The organism is Streptosporangium sp. NPDC006007, assembly GCF_040614315.1.
GTDB lineage: Bacteria > Actinomycetota > Actinomycetes > Streptosporangiales > Streptosporangiaceae > Streptosporangium.
The window spans coordinates 1-17,339 of sequence record NZ_JBEXUG010000067.1 but is presented as its reverse complement, the minus strand read 5'-3'; the positions used below and the strand labels follow the sequence as shown (position 1 = coordinate 17,339).

Sequence of the window (17,339 nt, the reverse complement as noted above, 5' to 3'; positions counted from 1 at the left end):
GTGGTTGTGGACCGCTGGTTCCCCTCCTCCAAGCTCTGCTCGGCCTGCGGGAGCATCGCCCCGTCCATGCCGCTGAACGTCCGGGAGTGGACCTGTCCCTGCGGCGCGCACCACGACCGGGATGTGAACGCCGCGATCAACATCCTCGCCGCCGGGCCGGCGGAGAGGTAAAACGCCTGCGGAGCCGGTGTAAGACCCCAACGGAAATCCTTTCGGGCGGGCGACCGGCTGTGAAACAGGAAGCCCAACCGGCGACGGTTGGAATCCCCTCTCTTCAGGGAGGGGAGGATGTCAAGAGGCTTCTCCCTTCCATGAGGCCCGGTCCCCTGTGAGGGCACGCGATCGCCCCCAATCGTCGTCGATATATCCCCCAGAAGATGCTTTAAAGCGCCGTGTGGTAAATCTCTCCCAAAGGGGTGTCCGCCAGAGTGCCGCCGGGCGCGGCATCGGCTTTCGAAAAGAGCCGACCCGCCCGTCGGTGACCTGCTCGACACGCTGACCAGCGACTGGTTCACCGCGCATGCACGAGCGCCCTGCGGGCATGGAACGACTAGGGATATAAGCGGCGAACGCCGCATCGAGAACCCCGACGAAAGGAGATCGTCATGCCTCGGGGATCGAGTCCGAAACGAGAGCGGCAGTACGAGCACATAAAGGACAGCGCCCGCAGCCGCGGAGAGAGCGAGGAGCGCGCGGCGGAGATCGCGGCGCGCACGGTGAACAAGGAGCGGGCCAGGTCCGGTGAGTCGCGGACCGCCAGCCGTACCTCGACCCAGGACATCTCCTCATCGCGGCGCGGCGGGCTGCGCTCGCACTCCGGTGCGGGCGGCCGGACGCGGGATCAGCTGTACGCCGAGGCCAGGCGCCGGGGGGTCAAAGGCCGCTCGAAGATGACGAAGGCTCAGCTGGAGAAGGCTCTCACCTAGACCGCGCCTTCGCGCTCATACGAATCCGGGCTGCGGGAGCGAGCTGCGCGCGCTCATCGACGTCGCCCGCCGCCGATCGCGTGAGCCCCGCATATCGATGCGAGGCTGGGCTCATGAGCGACATACGAACCGTCGTCCTGGTCGAGGGGGCCAGTGATAAGTCGGCCGTCGAGGCGTTGGCCGAGCGCCGTGGCCGGAACCTGGCGGCCGAAGGCATCTCCCTTGTGGCGATGGGCGGTGCCACGAACATCGGGACGTATATCGGCAGGTTCGGCCCTCCCGGTCGCGATCTCCGGCTGGCCGGCCTGTGCGACGCCGGGGAGGAAGGCGACTTCCGGAGGAGCCTGGAGCGCGCTGGCCTTGGATCCGATCTCAGCCGAGGCGATCTGGAGGCGCTCGGATTCTTCGTCTGCGTCGCCGACCTGGAAGACGAGCTGATCCGCGCCCTCGGCACCGCCGCGGTTGAGCGCGTTGTCGACGCCGAGGGCGAACTCCGCTCATTTCGCACGCTCCAGAAACAACCCGCATGGCGCGGGAGCACCACTCACGACCAGCTGCGCCGGTTCATGGGATCAGGCGGTGGGCGCAAGATCCGCTACTCCGGCCCGCTTGTCGCGGCACTTGATCTCGATCGCGCGCCGCGGCCGCTGGATATGCTGCTGGCCCACCTATAAGACAGTCGTACCGCGCGGCGGTGAATCGCGGTACGACCGGGCTCCTCGGCGATGCCGTGACCCTGTCGGCGGTGACCGGCGACAACTGTGCCCCGCACACAGCGCCCCGGGAAAGATCCGTTATCGGGCGTTGCGTATCTTGAGAATGTATGCCGCGGTAAGCGCAACGGCACGGTCTTCGTCATGTGACAGATCTGCGAGCGCCCGTGACGCTGTGATTCCCGGGATATCGGCGAGCGCCTGCGTCAGCCGCCGACGTGCAGACGATCCAACGGTGCCGTGGGCGAGACGATCAACGAGCCCGGTGGCGATCTGATCCGCCAACGTGGGACGACTCGCCAGCGCGCTCAGCGCATCGGCCGCATCGACGTCATTCGCCCCCTCGACGACCATATCGATGAGCGTCGGGACCACGTCGGCTCCCCCACGTGCCCCGAGCGCCAGAGCCGCATACCTGCGGACCACGATGTCGGGGCTCCCGATGGCGTCCCGCAGCAGTGCGATCGCCTCACCGTTCGGAATCTCAGCGATGGCCTGAACGGCACGTTTCCGAACCTCGGCCACCGGTGAGCCGAGGCCCTCCGCCAGCAGCGCCAGTCCGCCGTCGCCCGATCGCGCCAGAGCCCATCGAAGGGCTCCGGCGACGTTCGGATCCGTCTCGCTCAGCGCTGCCTCGACCAGCGCCTCCACCGGCACCGGAACCTCTTCAACCGAGGACAGGGCCGCGCGCTGGCGCTTGCCGGCGCTCTTTGACCCCAACGCCTGGAGGAGTGCGACGATCTGGAGGACGTCCTCCCAGCCGGCGGGTTCCGCGGCACCGATCCGGCTGAGTCGCGTGAGCAGCTCCGTCTCATCCGCGATGCGTTCTCGCGTCTGGCGGATGAGGTCGTCGACGAGCTCTGAGGGCGTGAAGCCGGGATCATCGAGCGCGCGCCCGACTTCACGCAGCGACAGCCCCAGCGACCGCAGGCTCTCGATATGGAAGATCCGCTGGACGTCCCCGCTGGAGTACTCCCGATAGCCGGCCTCGGTACGACCCGTTGGCCGCACCAGGCCGAGCGAGTCGTAATGCCTGAGCATGCGGGCGCTGACCCCGGACCGTCGTGCCACATCACCGATCAACACCGCCTGTCACCCCTCCTGGCTGGTCCCGCCAAGGGCTACGACGCGCTTCGCCTCCTCGATCGCGAACTCGAATCCGGCATCCGGGTCGCGCAACAGCCGTTCCGTGGCGATCGCGTGCGCGCGCACGCGAGGGTCGAGATCCGTCATCGCAGCGCGCAGAGTCGGCGAAATCACCTCACCGAGCGCGACCAGCGCCCGGCTGAGGCTCAACTGCGTCTCACGTTCCCCGCGCCCGAGCTGTGTCGACAACACTGCGGCCAACTCGGGCTCTTCACCTTCGGGCACGAGCACGACCGCTGCCCGCCAAGCGCTCCGCGCCACCTCATCGTCGGCGTCGGAGAGAAGCGCCCGTGTGATCGCCGGCCACGCCTGCCGATCCCCGATCTTGGACAGCGTGTGCAACGCCTGGCTTCGTGCCTGCGCGTGCTCGGAGCGGAGTTCCTTGAGAAGCTCCGGGACCGTCATCGATGCCGAGTGACGGGTGAGTGCCCACGTCAGCATGTCGCGCACATAGAACTCGGGTTCGATCGCGCATCGTTCGACGAGCTTGCCGATGAACCGCGGGTCAGGGGTCGTGCCGACCGCCAGCGCCGCCCGCAGCCGCACTGACGAGCGGCTGTCCTCCAGCCCCTGGAAAGCTCGAATCGTATCCGTGTCCTGTTTCGGCACGGTCATCGGGACCACCTCCTTGACTACAGTGAAGACCTTGTCACTGTGTCAAGGTCAAGCGGGATCACGCCGCGACCGAACCGGGCCGCGAAGGCGTCCAGCGCACGGCGTTGCCGCCTCTTTGGCGGCTGGTGACACGTTCCTTTGAGTCTGGGGCGGTGGGTGTGGCGCGGGAGGGAGACACGGAGCATCTGTTCCGCCGCGTCGTTCAGTGTCTCCACGGCGCCCTTCATATACACATGAGATGTGTCTGAGATGCGTCCCCCAGTCCAGACGGGCAACCTCGACCAAGGGAGATCACCTTGAAGGCACCCCGACGAGTACTCGCCACCGGCCTGTGCGCGCTGGCGGTCAGCGGGACGATGCTGGCCGCCGGCCCCGCCACGCCGGCGGCGGCCGCGGGCAACGCCCCGTTGTTCAGGGCGAAGCTGATGGTCAACCACAGCGGCAAGTGCCTGGACGTCCCGGGCGCGATCCAGGCTGCCGGGCAACCCGTCCAGCAGTGGCATTGCTACGACGCGCCCGACAACCAGACGTGGAACTTTGTCGCCGCCTACAACAGCGACCTCGCGAACGGATTCCTCGCAGACAACTCCTACACCGTCCGCGCCCAGCACAGCGGCAAGTGCCTGGAGGTCCAGGGCGGGGCCAATACCGACCAGGCGTCGGTCATCCAGCAGACCTGCGACACCGGCTACCACACGACCCAACAGCAATGGCGGCTCGTCCAGCGGCCCAACGGTTACTTCAGCCTGGTCGCCCGCCACAGCGGCAAGTGCCTGACGGTCCCGCAAGGGAGTCTCGCCGACGGGGTCCTCGTGGTCCAGCAGGATTGCTCCAGCGACCTGCCCTACCAGGAATGGAAGCTCCTCTGAGCCCACCCGCCGTAATCGGACGCCGCGCGTGGGCGCAGTCGTCCCGGACCTGGAACCGGCGACGGGCCCTCACGCGGCGACCGACGCGGTGCCGTTACCGAGGTTGAACTGGCGGTGCCTCACCTGCCGACGTGTCGTGATCGCCGGGTAGACCGACATCATGAGGTACGCACAAGGCGGAGGGCTGTCCGCCGGGCGAAGAGCGTTCCGTGAACGACTACGGCCGCAGGCGGCCGAGCGGTTCGCCCGTGATGAATCGAGCACGACCATTTCCCGGGACCCGCGGATCGGTGTCCGGCCCGTTCAGCGATGGCGCGGTGACCGGCAGACCGGCGGGTTCGTGGCGGGGCACCAGGATCGGCCTGCCCGCTGCTGGCTATCCTGTGGCACGTCGAGCCAGGCACGGCTCCCCACCACGAGCCCACCGGAAGGCGACGACCGTGACAGCCCCCCAGCACCGGAGCACATCGCCGGCGACGGTGGTGACGCACGTGGTCCTGGCTCTCCTGACGGTGCTCATCCTCGCGGGCGTCTGGCACCTCGGCGCGGACCTGTGGCAGATCTTCGTCGCGGTGGGCGCCGCCGTCCTGCTCCATGTGGGGGCGGTGGTGGCCCATCGACGGCCGTGGGTGGGGTACGCGATCGGCTCGCTGGCAATGCTCGTCCTGGTGATGACGCCCTTCCTGAGTTGGTCACCGAACATGCTGCCCTCGGCCGTGTGCTTCCCCCTCACGTTGTGGCGGCTGACCACCCGGGTCTCGGTCAGGTCCTCGGTGGTTGCGTTGGCCGTCGCCGCGCTCGGGGTCGTCCTCACCGAGCTGGTGGCGTGGACCCGGCTGCCCCCTGACACCCCTGGCTGGACCCGCCTGGTCGAAGGCGGGCTGCTGATGCTCATGGTCGGCGGCGTGTGGCTCGCCGCCCTGCTGATACGCCGCAGGCACGAGGCCGACCGGCGAGCCGAGAGCGAACGGCTGGCCGCCGCGGTCGCGGACGAACGGGCCGGCATCCGCCGCGACCTGCACGACGTGATCGCCCACACGGTCACCGTCATGGTCGCGCGGATCGAGGCCGCGGCGGTGACGACGGCGGATCCGGCGACCCGCCGCGAACTCGGCGCCATCGCCGATGCCGGCCGGGACGCCCACCAAGGTCTGCGAGCGATGCTGGCCACCTTGGGCCCGGCCACCGTGGCGCCGCGCGCCGACCCCCGGCCCCGAGAGGTCCCGATCTCACTCGATACCCTCCCCGACCTCGTGGCCTCGGCGGCGAGCCCGCTCCACGCGGTGACATTCGCGGAGGTGGGTGAGCGGCGCCCGCTGAGCCTGAGTGCCGAGGTCGCGGCGGTCCGAAGCGTGCAGGAGGGCATCACCAACGCGCTGCGCCACCTCGAACCACCGGTCGAGGTGACCGTTCGCCTGCGCTGGACCCCGGCCGAGGTGATGGTGGAGGTGCGCGACGACGGCGGCAAGGCGCTTCGCGACGTCGGCGGCCAGGGGACCGGTTTGATAGGGATCGAGGAACGTGTGCGTACCGCAGGCGGCACCCTGTCGATCGACGACGGGGACGACGGGTGGGTGCTGCGGGCGCGGCTCCCCACGAAGGAGGGGGCATGACCGGGATCCGTGTCATGCTCGTCGACGATCAGGAGTTGCTGCGGGTCTCGCTCCGTACGGTGCTGTCGGCCGACGAACGCATCGAGGTCACCCACGACGTCGCGAACGGCGGCGACGCGATCGAGGTCGTCCGGCGGCACCGCCTGGACGTGGTGCTGATGGACATCCGCATGCCGCGCATGGACGGGGTCGCAGCCACGGCGGAGATCGTCAGGATCGCACCGGCGACCCGGGTGCTCATGCTGACGACGTTCGATGACGACGAACTGGTCGTGGCCGCGATCCGGGCCGGTGCCAGCGGCTATCTGACCAAGGACGTCCGGCCCGCCGCCTTGGCCCAGGCCGTGTGCGACGTCGCCTCCGGGACGTCGGCGCTGGCTCCGGGGGTGGCCGCGACGATCCTCGATCTCGTACGGCGGGTGCCGATGCGGAGGACGGCGGCCCTGGACGGCCTCACCCCGCGCGAGGTCGAGATCTTCGGCCTGCTCGCCCGCGGCAGGTCCAACAGCGAGATCCGCGCGGAACTGGTACTGAGCGAGAACACGGTGAAGTCGCACGTCCGGGCCGTCCTGCAGAAACTGGACCTGCGCGACCGCGTGCACGCGGTGATCCACGCGTACGAGAACGGGCTTGTGAGTCGCGGCGATCTGCCTGACTGAGATTCCATCCTGCCCGGTGGTGCCGGCTCACCCCTTCGGGTGATGTCGGCCGGTGACGCCCGGCCTAGGTTCGACGTCGTGCATTTCCTACGTCTCCGCTTTCCTCGCGTGACCTCCCTCCTCGCCCTCGTCCTCGGCGGTGTGCTCGTCGCCCTGCTGCCCGGCTGGACGGCACCGGCCCATGCCACCGGCGAACGGCTGGTCGACGACTACCGCTCCGTCTACGGCACACCGGGTGTCGCGGCGGCCGTGATCGACGGGCCGTCGGTCGAGAGGATCGTCCGCGGCCGGGACGGGGACGGCAACGCGGTGACGGCTCGGACACGGCCAACGGGCGGCATCTCCGAAAGCTACGGATTAACTATCTGCAAGCCCTTAGTGCGGGAAGACTCTTTACTTGGTGCCCTGGAAGCTGATCGGGCAACTGGTCGACATCCGCGCCACTACGGCGAGCTGGGCAAGACCTACGTCCGCAAGGACAAAGGCTGGGCCACCGATGTCTCGGACTGCCCGCCGAAGAAAATCGTGTTCCACACGCGCACCCCACAGTGGTGCCGCGACCGGGTTGACCAGACCGGCCCCGCGACCACCGAGGTGATCGCCAAACCGTTGGACGGTCCGGTGCCGCACTGGCTGCGTTCGGCGTAGGCCGTCCTGAATCTGGTGGGCAAATACTTCGACGCCCGGCTGGAGGCGGCCTGCCAGAAAGCCGCCGTGGCTGGCGATCCGCCTATCGCACCATCCTGACCTCCCGGCTTTCCGCTGTAGTTTCCTGTGCTCCTCAGTGCCTGATCTTCCGTTTCTAGCGAAGCGGTAAGCGCTCCGTCTTCTCGCTTCGCCGGATCCAATAAAAATTGGGAAGACACATCCAGCTAGATTTGGGGAGCGTACAGACGGAATCTGGCGCCACTTTTGGATGCCCCTGGATGGGGCAACTATTTTTTTCGGTCTTCTCGTAGATCAAATGGGTGGCAGCGCAGGGAGGGCGGAGCCGAAAAATCATCTAGTGACCTGGTCCGCAGCGAGCATGTCGAGTCAGACTGTCAGCAGAGCTACAACCGGTTAAACCCAGAAGTAAGGAAAAGCTTCCTTGCCTGCGGGCCGGCTTGATGGGCAGACTTACCGGAGAGACGCCATTAATAAAATGGATCGCAAAGAGGGGACGGTGTGTGCTAGCCGAGATTTCGGCCAGATCGGCCACTGTGCGATCAAGAGCATCCTTCCCTTGCCGGCGCCTGATGCGAATCACCCGGATACGGTAAATAATATGTTTATTTATTGCAGTGGATGTAACAGCGAGGGGGACGACATGCGTATGCGAAGAGAACAGGCCGCCGATTTGGTTCGCACACGATGGGGCAAGCTTTTAAAGGAGATCGGGACAAGTGCAGCAGATCGCTATAGCACGGACGCTCCGCCGCCCAAGGAACTCTTCGCCGCCGCAGGTGCGGCAGGACTACATGGTTTGTTTCTGCCAGCCTCATTGGGAGGGCAGGATGCCGATGCTGTGACTCGTGGAGCGGTGTTAGAAGAGATCGGTTATCTATGTGAGGACCCGGCCTTCCCGCTGCTGCTGAGCATCCACACCAATATCGCACTCCTGGTGGCTGAGGCCGGAACACAACGACTTGTGCATTCCTACGCGCTGCCGATAGCTCGCGGCGAGCGCTTGCCTGCACTGGCCTTCTCCGAGGGAACAGACCTGTTCTCCATGCGCACCCGAGCGGTCACCTCCGGATCAGGATTTAGGTTGTCGGGGCACAAGGAATTCATCACCGGCGGCATGCTCGCCGATGTATTTCTTACCTACGCCTCCACCGAGCAGGGTGACATGATCGCTTGCTTGGTCGAGGCCACAGACAAAGGCGTAGAAATCACTGCGACCAACGGACTCGGTTTGCGCACCGCGGGGACAGCCCAACTGACGCTCAATGACGTTTCAGTGCCCGCCGAGCGTGTAATCGCGCCGACTGACGGCTTAAGCAACGCTCAAACCTTCCTCAACTCTCGGCGCATGTCGATCGCTTCCTACACTCCTGGGCAGATGCGAATGCTATTGGAGCAAACCGTAGCACAGCTCCATAAAAGGATGCGTTACGGTCATGCGCTCATAAATCTGCCCAATGTGCAGGCGGCCGTTGGCCGGATGTACGTGGCCTTGGAGACCTCGCGAGCCATGGCGTATTGGGCACAGGAACACTTCGACCAAGGCGCAACTCACCCTGTGTTCGATTCAGTTATCTCGGCGGCCAAGTACCACTCGACCAAACAGGCTCTGGTGCTGATGGACGAAGTGTTCCGAGTACTAGGAGGCCACGCCTATTACGGCGACCCGCGCTACGGCATGTACTTGCGGGACTACTTCGGTTTCATCGCTGGTGCCGGCACACAGGATCTGTTGGAGATCAACCTTGGACTATGTGCCAGTCGCGATCTGACGTCCACCCCACGTCCGAATATACAAGAAAGGATCGATGTAACATGACATTCCTGTTCAGTGGCATCTTGTTGCGTCTGGTGAACTATCAACGTTCTATCCAAATAAAGGCCGACACTCTTGGCGCCGCTCTGGAGCAGCTTGAGAAGTGCCACCCTCAAATAAAGAGCGTCCTACGCGACGGTAGCGGGCAAGTTCGCCGCGCCCACCAGGTCTTCCTGAATGGTGAGCAGGTCAGCAAACCCTCCTTAAACATGTCACTGAAAGAAACGGATGAGGTGGAGTTCATTACCGCCATAGCTGGAGGCTGACATGACCAACCACACAGTATTCAAAGAAGCTTTATACCCCACCCAGTTCAGTGCCCTGCAACTACGCCCCCGCACCCTGCTGGATATAGCGATGAACGGCTTGGCGCGTTACATGGCCGAACACCTGACAACCTTTCCCGATTTCATTTATCACCACCGTGCTGCCATGGTTATTCGCACCGTGCACTTAGACTACGTGCCCCCCGACCTGTGCTTCGCCGATGCCTCCTGGCTGGAGATGCATGTAGGAATGGCCGTCAACCGTACCGGTGAATGGTTGAGTCTCGCCGTGGACTACCAGGCCGGTAACCGTCCAGTCGCTCGGGTGCGTATAATTCTGCGTGTCCTGACATTAGTTGATTCCGACAGCCTTTCTGCTCAGCTGGGTCAGCTTCCCGAGTCCCTGCTCGCTCGATTCCCTGCCGATCAGCGTCAATCCACCGAGACGTTTACCGGTCAGGCACGTGCCACACCCCTCTTCCAGCGTGGCCCACAATTGGTCGCTGTGCAACGACAGGAAACCACACTGACCCGCACCTACTGCGAAGTGGCCGATCAATGGTCATTCGTGGAGATGTCCGAAATGGCCACTACTGCTCGCGAACGCCTTTTCGAAACATTTTCCTCGTCCAACGACATTGTCCGCCAGGCGGTAGGCGCACCGGTTCGACGTCTCATTGCCTCTTACCGCCGTCCTATGTTTGTTTTCGATCGCTGCTGCACCCTCACCCAGGCTTATATGAGCCGTGACACCAAGCATGCTATTTTCGAACACACTTTTCAGTTGCCGGCCAGCCAAAAGCCTCATTTGCATATCTGGGAAATACTTGATGCCATCTGACGATCCATTGCCCACGCACCTCCACCATGCGCCTAACGCCAGAATGCTATTGCGACGGCGTGCCGCTGCAGGAGATGAGCCGGCGGGAGGTGCAGGCGATCACCGGGACCTCGCCTGGCGGCGGGGGCAGGGGGCAGCACTCGGGTCAGGGGTTCGACGGGCGCCACATCGGGAACATCGGCGGGCCGTCGGGCATGAACATCGGGCCGCCGAGGTCCTGATAGCCGTGGCGCAGGTAGAGCCTGCGGCTGCGGGTGCTGCTGGCCTCCAGGTACGCGGGTATGCCCGCCTCGTCGAGCCCGCGGTGGTACTTCTTGAGCAGCCGGGTCCCCGTCTTCCGTCCCTGGTGCCCGGGGAGCACGGCGAGGAACGCCAGGTAGTGGTGCGGGTTGTGGGGGTGGCGCCTGTCCATCTCCTCCCCCAGCTGCCCGATGCGCTCCGCGTGGGGACCGGCGAACGCCTCCACCCGGGCGCCCCGGTCGGGGATCTCGGGAAGCGGCTCGGCGCCCTTGTGGAACCACACGGCCACGGCGGACATGTCGGCCGTCGCGTGGACCTCGCCGTGGATGAGGGCACTCTCGGTGATCATGGAGAAGAAGGAGGGCATCACCCGGCGGCGGTCGTCGTCCGGCGGGATCATCCAGGCCGAGATCTCCTGCTCGTGGAAGGAGGCGGCGATGATCGCGCCGATGGTCTCGGCGGCTCCGGGAGCGTTCTGAACGCGAATGATCTCTGTCATTTGGTCCCTCCCACGGCCGCCTGGGCGCCCCGCCCGATGTTCGCGTATACCTTCGGCCGGTTGGCCCGCAGGGTGAGTCCCCACATGACGCCGAGCCCCATGGCGACGAAGTAGACGGCGGGCATGATCCAGCGCAGCGGGGAGTCGGGGGCCACGCCGAGCACAGTGTCGAAGTTGGCCATGACGAGCACGATGACCACGATCAGCAGGACCGAGGAGATACCCGGGGCGACCCTGGTCCGCCAGGCGTTCTCCTCGTTGGGGCTCTTGGCGAAGAAGACCAGCACGGAGATCGAGGTGGCCGCCAGCATCATGAGCAGTCCCAGGCCACCAAACGATCCGACAGTGAAGAACAGTTGGACGACCGGATCCAGGCCGAAGATCGCGTATATGACGATCGTGACCAGCCCGATGACACTCTGCGCCAGCGAGCCGCTGATCGGGGCACCGGTCCGGGGGGAAGTACGACCGAAGGTCTCGGGCAGCACCCTCTCCCTGCCGAGGGCGAAGACGTAGCGGGAGATCGTGTTATGGAAGGCGATCAGCGCGGCGAAAAGGCTCGTCACGAAGAGGAAGGAGCCGATGGTGGCGATGGTTGCACCCAGGTGCTGCCCGGCCAGGTTGAACAGGAGGGCCGAACTCTGCTCGCGCGAGGTCTCGACGATCTTGTCCGAGCCGATCGGCACGGTCATCGCCCAGGACGACACGGCGTAGAGCCCGGAGATGACGGCGAGTGCGACGTAGGTCGCGATCGGCACCGTGCGCCCCGGGTCCTTGGTCTCCTCGGAGAACACCACCGACGACTCGAAGCCCGCGAAGGACGCGCTGCAGATCGCGACCACCGCACCGATCCCGGGGACGAGGAGGTTCGACGGGGCGAAAACGTCGAGGCTGTAGCCCGAGGCCGCCGGGTTGATCAGGTCCGCGATGTCGAACACGACGACGAGGGCTATCTCCGTCAGCAGCAGGACCGACAGGACCTTCCCGTTTACGTCGACCCGCATGAGGCCGAGCACCCCGGTCAGCACCCAGGCACCCAGCCCGATGACCCACCAGGGCGGAGAGCTTCCGAACCAGCCGGCGATCAGCGGCTGGGCGGCTGTACCGAGCATGCCATAGAGACCCACCTGGAGCGCGTTGTAGGCCAGCAACGCGACCCACGCGGTCGCCACCCCCACCGGCCTGCCAAGTCCTTTCGCGGTGTACGCGTAGAACGCCCCGGCGTTGACGACGTAACGGGCCATCGTCACATAGCCGACGGCGAACAGGCCTAGGATGGCTCCGAGCAGGATGAAGGCGAGCGGCACGCCGGTCACGCCGGTCGCGGCGTAGGCGGCGGTCACCGAGCCACCGATGACAGTCAGCGGCGCCGCCGCCGAGATGACGAAGAACACCACCGACGGCACACCGAGGCGGTCCTGGGCGAGCGCGGCGGAAACGGCGCCGGCCCTTCGTTCTGTCACGGACATTGGGATCCTTGGAGTGAGGGGGGTGGGTTCACCGGCGGCTGATGATGGAGTCACCTACGGCAGCCTCGGTCTGGGCGATCAGTTCCTGGAGCGGCGCCGGGAGGGCGGTGATCGAATCGGAGAGGTATCTCGGGTTCTGCTCCCACAAAACGAGCCGGCTGCCGCCGGTCGCGACAAGCAGCCCCAGCAGGACGCTGTCCTGGACGCTGAGTGGCTCACGGCGTTGGATCGCCAGGTTGACGCGTCCGCCGGGCCACGCCGCGATGTTCACGTCGACCGGTGCCCGCCTCCGCGACGGGCGTCTGCCGGGCAGGCGCAGCAGCCCGTCGGCGGTCATCCGGGCCGCCACGTCGGCGGGTGCCGTACGGGCGAGGAACTGCAACCAGGTATGGAGGCGATGCGAGGGTTCGGCGATGATGTGGTCCAGGGCGGTCCTGGTGAGCGCGTCTCCGGGCGGCGCCGCGTCGAGAACGACGAGCCGTGTCTGCCCCGCCGCCGATCCCACGGTTGTCCGCCCGGCGAGCATCAGTTCTCCCAGGATGGCGGCGGCCAGCCCCAGACCGGTCAGGCGGGCATGAAGCCTCATCCGGCCGGTCGCGTTGTCGTGCATGACAAAGAACAGGTCGTTGGCCAATCGGGTTCTTGAAAGATCAACTCCAACCACGAACGGCGATCGTATAGCTAAATCATTAAACTTGTCATTACGCGAACGAAGTTCCGGCGCCGGACATAGGCCGGCCAGACGGGAACTGAAGAGACGGGAAGATAGCCAACAGCCTGGAGCTATGTCGAGAGGCGTCTCGAAGATTTCGGCGAATCCAAGGATTTACATATTTTTGGCCAGTTGCGGGCGGGTGTCGGGAAGCGGCCCGCCAAGGCTCGCCGGAGCCGGAACAACCCCGGTCAGACGGCTCCCGTAAGCGCGGCCCCGTGAATCCCGACGAATCTCCACGGGATTTTAATGCGGGGATTTTTGGCAGTTTGAGACTGGCGTAATACCGCGCAGGCTTCCTCGCCCCCCGACGCGGTGGTAGCGGGCGTCGTGCGCGTCCGCGTGGAGTGCGGAGCCGCGCTCGGACACCTCACCGTTTCAGACGTTGCGGCCCGTCCGTACCGTTTCAGACAGTACCGGTGGTTTGTTGGATCAAGCCGTGTGCCGAGTATCATCTGATCACTGATCTTTAGCTCGCGATGTTCGCCGATCGTGTGGAAATGTTCACTTCTGGCGGTATCCCAAGGTCATGCGGTACGCGCAAGGCTGCGGGCTGACCGCCGCACAACGAACCAAGCGCGAGCAGGTACGGCTGCGCGCGGCCGAGTTGTTCGCCCGTGGGCATGGTGACATCGAGGTCGCCAGGCAACTGCGGGTCACGCGGATGCCGGCCAACCGCCGGCACCGGGCCTGGGCACAGCGGGGCAGTACGGCACTGGCCTCCAAAGGGCCGACGTCGCTGCCGCGACTAAGCCAGGAGCAGTTCGCCCGGCTGCGGGACGCACTGCTGCGGGGACCGGCCGCGCACGGCTGGGCCGACCGGCACTGGACACTGGCCCGGGTCAAGACGGTGATCGGCCGGATGTTCCACATCTTCCAGCGCTATGGCTCTTGAACCGAGAGGTAAACACTCAGCTCCACGAGAAAACAATCAAGGTGCCCTTGAAAACTCACTTGAACACGCCGGTGCCCTCTGATGGGGTTCCGGTCGACGGTCAAACGATCAAGAGGCCGGATCCGCGATCTTGGGATCTGGCCTCTGAGGTGGGGGAACTATGTGGGGCTACCAGGACTTGAACCTGGGACCTCTTCCTTATCAGCGCTTACGGAGCGTGTATCCGCCACCCTGTTCAGAACCCCATGGACGGGTAAACTTGCAGGTGAAGGGCATGATCGGATGCCCTGAAGTGACCAACCGTCCCCCGTGCTGACGCCCGGTCTCACGGTCAGATGACGGTCAAACGATCAAGGGGTGATCGACCGGTGGGTTACTCCCGCAAACGGATCGGCCGCAACGGCAAGGCGCGATACACCGCCTACTACTTCGACATCAAGGGGTTGGAGAAGTCCGCGGGCACCTTCTCCAACAAGAAGGACGCCGACGTGGCCTGGCAGAGGGCCGAGGCCAAGGTTGCCGAGGGGCGAGTCGGAGACCCCAAGCGGGGGCGTCAGTCGTTCGAGCGCTATGTCCTGGACGTATGGCTGCCGAACCACGAGATGGAGGCGACCACCCGGCAGAAGTACACCTACTCCATCCACAAGCACCTAATCCCCGAGTTCGGCAGCCTGCGGATGATCGACATCCTGCCCGAGCACGTGCGCCAGTGGGTGGCCACCATGAAGCAGAACGGCGTATCGCCGGTGACCATCAAGAGCAACATGGTCATCCTCAGCGCCGTCTTCACGACCGCGCTCCACGACCAGGTGACTTACCTGCACCCCTGCAAGGGCGTGAAGACACCGCCGGTCGTCGCGAAGCCGCTGACGATCATCAATCCCGAGCAGTTCAACACCCTCTATATAGCACTCCCCGACAGTGACACCCGGCTCCTGGTCGAGACGGCCATCGAGACAGGGCTGCGCTGGGGCGAGCTGACCGAGCTGCGTGTCAGGGACCTCGATGTCCACTCCCGAATCCTGACGGTCAGTCGCGCCGTCATCGACGTCGATACCGCGCACCGCTTCGATGAACGCGGCCAGCACCTCGGTGTCGATGTCTGCCGCCTCACCGGCAACGTAGCCGCGGCAGATCCTGCCGCTGATACCGCGCAGCGCCGGAACGGCAACGCCGATCGCTCCTGCCAGCCACTGCACCCCGTCCTGCCGCGCACGAGTGATCAGCTCGCGCCAGACCATGTCCCGGGTGGCGTTCATCAGCGGGTAGGAGATCAACAGGTCACGCAGCTCCGTCAGCGGCAGACGCCGACGGGGAAGCTCGTGACCAAGCTGCCTGCCGTCGACGGCAAGGCCGTCAGGGGCAAGTGCCACCAACTGGAAGATGTGCTCGGCGGCATCCAGCGGCGAGCGGTCCATGCCGGCCGTGTCGAGCGAGTCGGTACTCATCGCGTTCTCCAGGGCGAGAGGGAATTTCGCTTCTGGAGCCCGGTGTAGATTCCGCCTCTGGCCTGGCTCTGGCGTCCCCCGCCGGCGATCTCCGGCGGCCCTCCGGCATCGCCCTGGCGTCCCCAGAAAATACGCTCGGCAATCTCTCCGCCAGAGCGATGCCAGAGGCCCAGCATGCCTTCTACCAGGGAGAACAGCTCACGCCAGAACCACGCCAGACACTCTTGCTGCACTCACATCGCGTATCCGAATCCCGCCCCAAACGACGAGTGGAAGCATCACGCGGTACCTGGCTTCAAACTTCTCCCACCTCGCCGGCAGCAGATCCTGACGTCGGTGAAACGACGACAACGCAGCCTGCTACGGCTCTCACCGAGACGACGTCCAGACAGGAGGGAGCCACGCTGAGGACTCCGTACTGGCGCGACGAGCACACCACGCTCTACCTCGGCGACGCCCGCGAAGTCCTCTCCGAGATACCGGACCGGTCCGTCGACTGCCTGGTCACCAGCCCGCCCTACTACGGGCTACGGGACTACTGCCCCGGCCAGTACGGCCAGGAGCCCACCCCCGACGACTACGTCGACACCCTCCGCACGACGTTCGCCGAAGCCAGAAGGGTGCTGGCCGACGACGGCACCTGCTGGCTCAACCTCGGCGACGTCTACGCCGCCAACTCCGACGGCTACGCCCGCGGCACGGATTTCAACCAGCGGCAACCGGCCGTACGACCCCTTGCCCGCCTTGCCGTACCGCCCAAGAACCTGCTCGGCATGCCCTGGCGGGTCGCCTTCGCCCTCCAGCAAAATGGCTGGATCCTGCGCAACGCCATCGTCTGGCACAAGCCCAACGCGATGCCCCAGCCGGTCCTAGACCGCCTCTCCACCCGCTACGAGCTGATCTTCCTGCTCGTCAAGCAGCGCTTCTACTGGTTCGACCTCGACGCCGTCCGCGAGCCGTACACCGGAGACCGCCCCCTATCCCGCCGAACCCGCCGAGGCGCCACCAAGCCCACCTCCATCCAGACGCCCTGGCCATCGCCCGGCACTTACGGCCAGGCGGCAACCGACGGCGGACAACACGGCAACGCGCTGCTGCCAACCGGCCAAGCCCACGACACCACCCACCCCAACGGCCGCAACCCCGGCGACGTCTGGACCATCTCCACTCGCCCCTACCGGGGCGCCCACTACGCCCCGTTCCCCATCGACATCCCCCTACGAGCCATTGCCGCAGGCTGCCGCCCCGGCGGCACCGTCCTCGACCCGTTCTCCGGAGCGGCAACGACCGCCCTTGCCGCCCGACACCTCGGACGGCAGTTCATCGGCATCGAGCTCAACGCCGACTACTGTGCCCTCGCCAAGGCACGCCTACTCTCGTCGCGTCCCGACATAGGAGGCGAGGCCGAGTGACCCCCATGACCATCGCCGAGGTCCAGGTCCTCCCCGCGGTCGTCCCACTCCTCACCGCAGCCCGTGCCCTCGGCCTGAGCCGAAACACGGCCTACCGCCTCGTCAAGCTTGACGAATTCCCCTGCCGAGTCATACAAGCTGGCGGAACCTATCGTGTCCCTACGTCGGAGATTCTCCGGATTCTCGGTTTGGCTTGTGACGCCGCAGACCCCTGCTGTGAAAGTGATCACCTGATCAATTAGTCCTACGGGGCTACAAATCGGGCCACGTGACGCCTACGCCTGCTATGTGGCCCGAAAGCCTCTTACTTTTTGAAGTAAGAACCGTTACGCCCACATCCCCCATCACCTCGACCATTTCAAAGGATCAGCTCTTCTGTCGGACGTCTCTGGTCCAATGGACCCAGGTGTGCCTCAGGTCTTTGTGCATGCCCCGCTGACTAGTGCGGTGACCGGGAACGTTCACCGGGTTGGGTGATCACGCGGCAAGTGGGAGGGGGCGTCCGCCGAAGCGGATGCCCTTTTCGCTGCGGAT

General features: G+C 65.4%; 19 protein-coding genes. 14 read left to right on the top strand and 5 right to left on the bottom strand.

Going from position 1 to position 17,339, the window contains the following annotated elements; translation table 11 throughout:
- The 3 genes from ABZ194_RS29105 to ABZ194_RS29095 all read left to right on the top strand — a co-directional run.
- Positions 1–171: zinc ribbon domain-containing protein (locus ABZ194_RS29105; protein WP_355600222.1), on the top strand; the 171-nt coding region annotated here is incomplete at its 5' end.
- Between the two features lie 434 nt (positions 172–605).
- Complete coding sequence (locus ABZ194_RS29100) at positions 606–926, top strand: plasmid stabilization protein (RefSeq protein ID WP_355600221.1); 321 nt, start codon at positions 606–608, stop codon at positions 924–926.
- 113 nt (positions 927–1,039) lie between these two features.
- Entirely contained in the window at positions 1,040–1,600 is a 561-nt protein-coding gene (locus ABZ194_RS29095) for a TOPRIM nucleotidyl transferase/hydrolase domain-containing protein (protein ID WP_355600220.1), read from the top strand.
- A gap of 120 nt (positions 1,601–1,720) precedes the next feature.
- Here the strand turns inward: ABZ194_RS29095 and ABZ194_RS29090 are convergent, their stop codons facing one another.
- Complete coding sequence (locus tag ABZ194_RS29090) at positions 1,721–2,725, bottom strand: HEAT repeat domain-containing protein (RefSeq protein WP_355600219.1); 1,005 nt, start codon at positions 2,723–2,725, stop codon at positions 1,721–1,723.
- Positions 2,726–2,731: 6 nt separating this feature from the next.
- A complete protein-coding gene (locus ABZ194_RS29085; protein WP_355600218.1) occupies positions 2,732–3,400 on the bottom strand; it encodes a HEAT repeat domain-containing protein in 669 nt (222 codons plus the stop codon).
- Between the two features lie 296 nt (positions 3,401–3,696).
- On the opposite strand from ABZ194_RS29085, the gene ABZ194_RS29080 reads away from it, so the two are divergent.
- The 7 genes from ABZ194_RS29080 to ABZ194_RS29050 all read left to right on the top strand — a co-directional run bounded on the left by ABZ194_RS29080 (position 3,697) and on the right by ABZ194_RS29050 (position 10,130).
- Positions 3,697–4,269 carry an RICIN domain-containing protein gene (locus ABZ194_RS29080; protein WP_355600217.1) on the top strand — a complete coding sequence of 191 codons (573 nt, stop codon included), beginning with the start codon at positions 3,697–3,699 and terminating at the stop codon, positions 4,267–4,269.
- A gap of 440 nt (positions 4,270–4,709) precedes the next feature.
- Positions 4,710–5,882 (top strand): histidine kinase, encoded by a 1,173-nt coding sequence (locus tag ABZ194_RS29075; RefSeq protein WP_355600216.1) that lies wholly within the window; start codon positions 4,710–4,712, stop codon positions 5,880–5,882.
- On the top strand, positions 5,879–6,541 hold the full coding sequence (locus ABZ194_RS29070) for a response regulator transcription factor (RefSeq protein WP_355600215.1): 663 nt from the start codon (positions 5,879–5,881) through the stop codon (positions 6,539–6,541). The genes ABZ194_RS29075 and ABZ194_RS29070 overlap by 4 nt, the downstream gene beginning before the upstream one ends.
- A gap of 108 nt (positions 6,542–6,649) precedes the next feature.
- A complete protein-coding gene (locus ABZ194_RS29065; RefSeq protein WP_355600214.1) occupies positions 6,650–7,189 on the top strand; it encodes a hypothetical protein in 540 nt (179 codons plus the stop codon).
- Between the two features lie 496 nt (positions 7,190–7,685).
- Positions 7,686–9,026 (top strand): acyl-CoA dehydrogenase family protein, encoded by a 1,341-nt coding sequence (locus ABZ194_RS29060; RefSeq protein WP_355600213.1) that lies wholly within the window; start codon positions 7,686–7,688, stop codon positions 9,024–9,026.
- Positions 9,023–9,289, top strand: a complete 267-nt coding sequence (locus tag ABZ194_RS29055) for a MoaD/ThiS family protein (RefSeq protein ID WP_355600212.1) — start codon at positions 9,023–9,025, stop codon at positions 9,287–9,289. Before ABZ194_RS29060 ends, ABZ194_RS29055 begins: the two co-directional genes overlap by 4 nt.
- A gap of 1 nt (position 9,290) precedes the next feature.
- Positions 9,291–10,130 carry a hypothetical protein gene (locus ABZ194_RS29050; protein WP_355600211.1) on the top strand — a complete coding sequence of 280 codons (840 nt, stop codon included), beginning with the start codon at positions 9,291–9,293 and terminating at the stop codon, positions 10,128–10,130.
- Positions 10,131–10,275: 145 nt separating this feature from the next.
- On the opposite strand, the gene ABZ194_RS29045 is transcribed toward ABZ194_RS29050, so the two are convergent.
- From ABZ194_RS29045 to ABZ194_RS29035, 3 genes are read right to left on the bottom strand one after another with little or no spacing between them, the layout of a single operon-like run.
- Positions 10,276–10,869 carry a GNAT family N-acetyltransferase gene (locus ABZ194_RS29045; protein ID WP_355600210.1) on the bottom strand — a complete coding sequence of 198 codons (594 nt, stop codon included), beginning with the start codon at positions 10,867–10,869 and terminating at the stop codon, positions 10,276–10,278.
- The gene (locus ABZ194_RS29040) at positions 10,866–12,338 is read right to left on the bottom strand and encodes an APC family permease (protein ID WP_355600209.1); all 1,473 of its coding nucleotides are present in this window, start codon (positions 12,336–12,338) and stop codon (positions 10,866–10,868) included. Before ABZ194_RS29040 ends, ABZ194_RS29045 begins: the two co-directional genes overlap by 4 nt.
- A gap of 28 nt (positions 12,339–12,366) precedes the next feature.
- Positions 12,367–12,972, bottom strand: a complete 606-nt coding sequence (locus ABZ194_RS29035; RefSeq protein WP_355600208.1) for a GPP34 family phosphoprotein — start codon at positions 12,970–12,972, stop codon at positions 12,367–12,369.
- 607 nt (positions 12,973–13,579) lie between these two features.
- On the opposite strand from ABZ194_RS29035, the gene ABZ194_RS29030 reads away from it, so the two are divergent.
- From ABZ194_RS29030 to ABZ194_RS29015, 4 genes are all read left to right on the top strand, one after another.
- Positions 13,580–13,945, top strand: a complete 366-nt coding sequence (locus ABZ194_RS29030; RefSeq protein ID WP_355600207.1) for a hypothetical protein — start codon at positions 13,580–13,582, stop codon at positions 13,943–13,945.
- Positions 13,946–14,313: 368 nt separating this feature from the next.
- Positions 14,314–15,441, top strand: coding sequence for a site-specific integrase (locus tag ABZ194_RS29025; protein ID WP_355600206.1), 1,128 nt, complete (start codon positions 14,314–14,316; stop codon positions 15,439–15,441).
- A gap of 221 nt (positions 15,442–15,662) precedes the next feature.
- Positions 15,663–16,805, top strand: coding sequence for a site-specific DNA-methyltransferase (locus tag ABZ194_RS29020; protein ID WP_355600205.1), 1,143 nt, complete (start codon positions 15,663–15,665; stop codon positions 16,803–16,805).
- A 5-nt stretch (positions 16,806–16,810) separates the two neighbouring features.
- Positions 16,811–17,047 (top strand): helix-turn-helix domain-containing protein, encoded by a 237-nt coding sequence (locus tag ABZ194_RS29015; protein ID WP_355600204.1) that lies wholly within the window; start codon positions 16,811–16,813, stop codon positions 17,045–17,047.
- Positions 17,048–17,339: the final 292 nt, after the last annotated feature.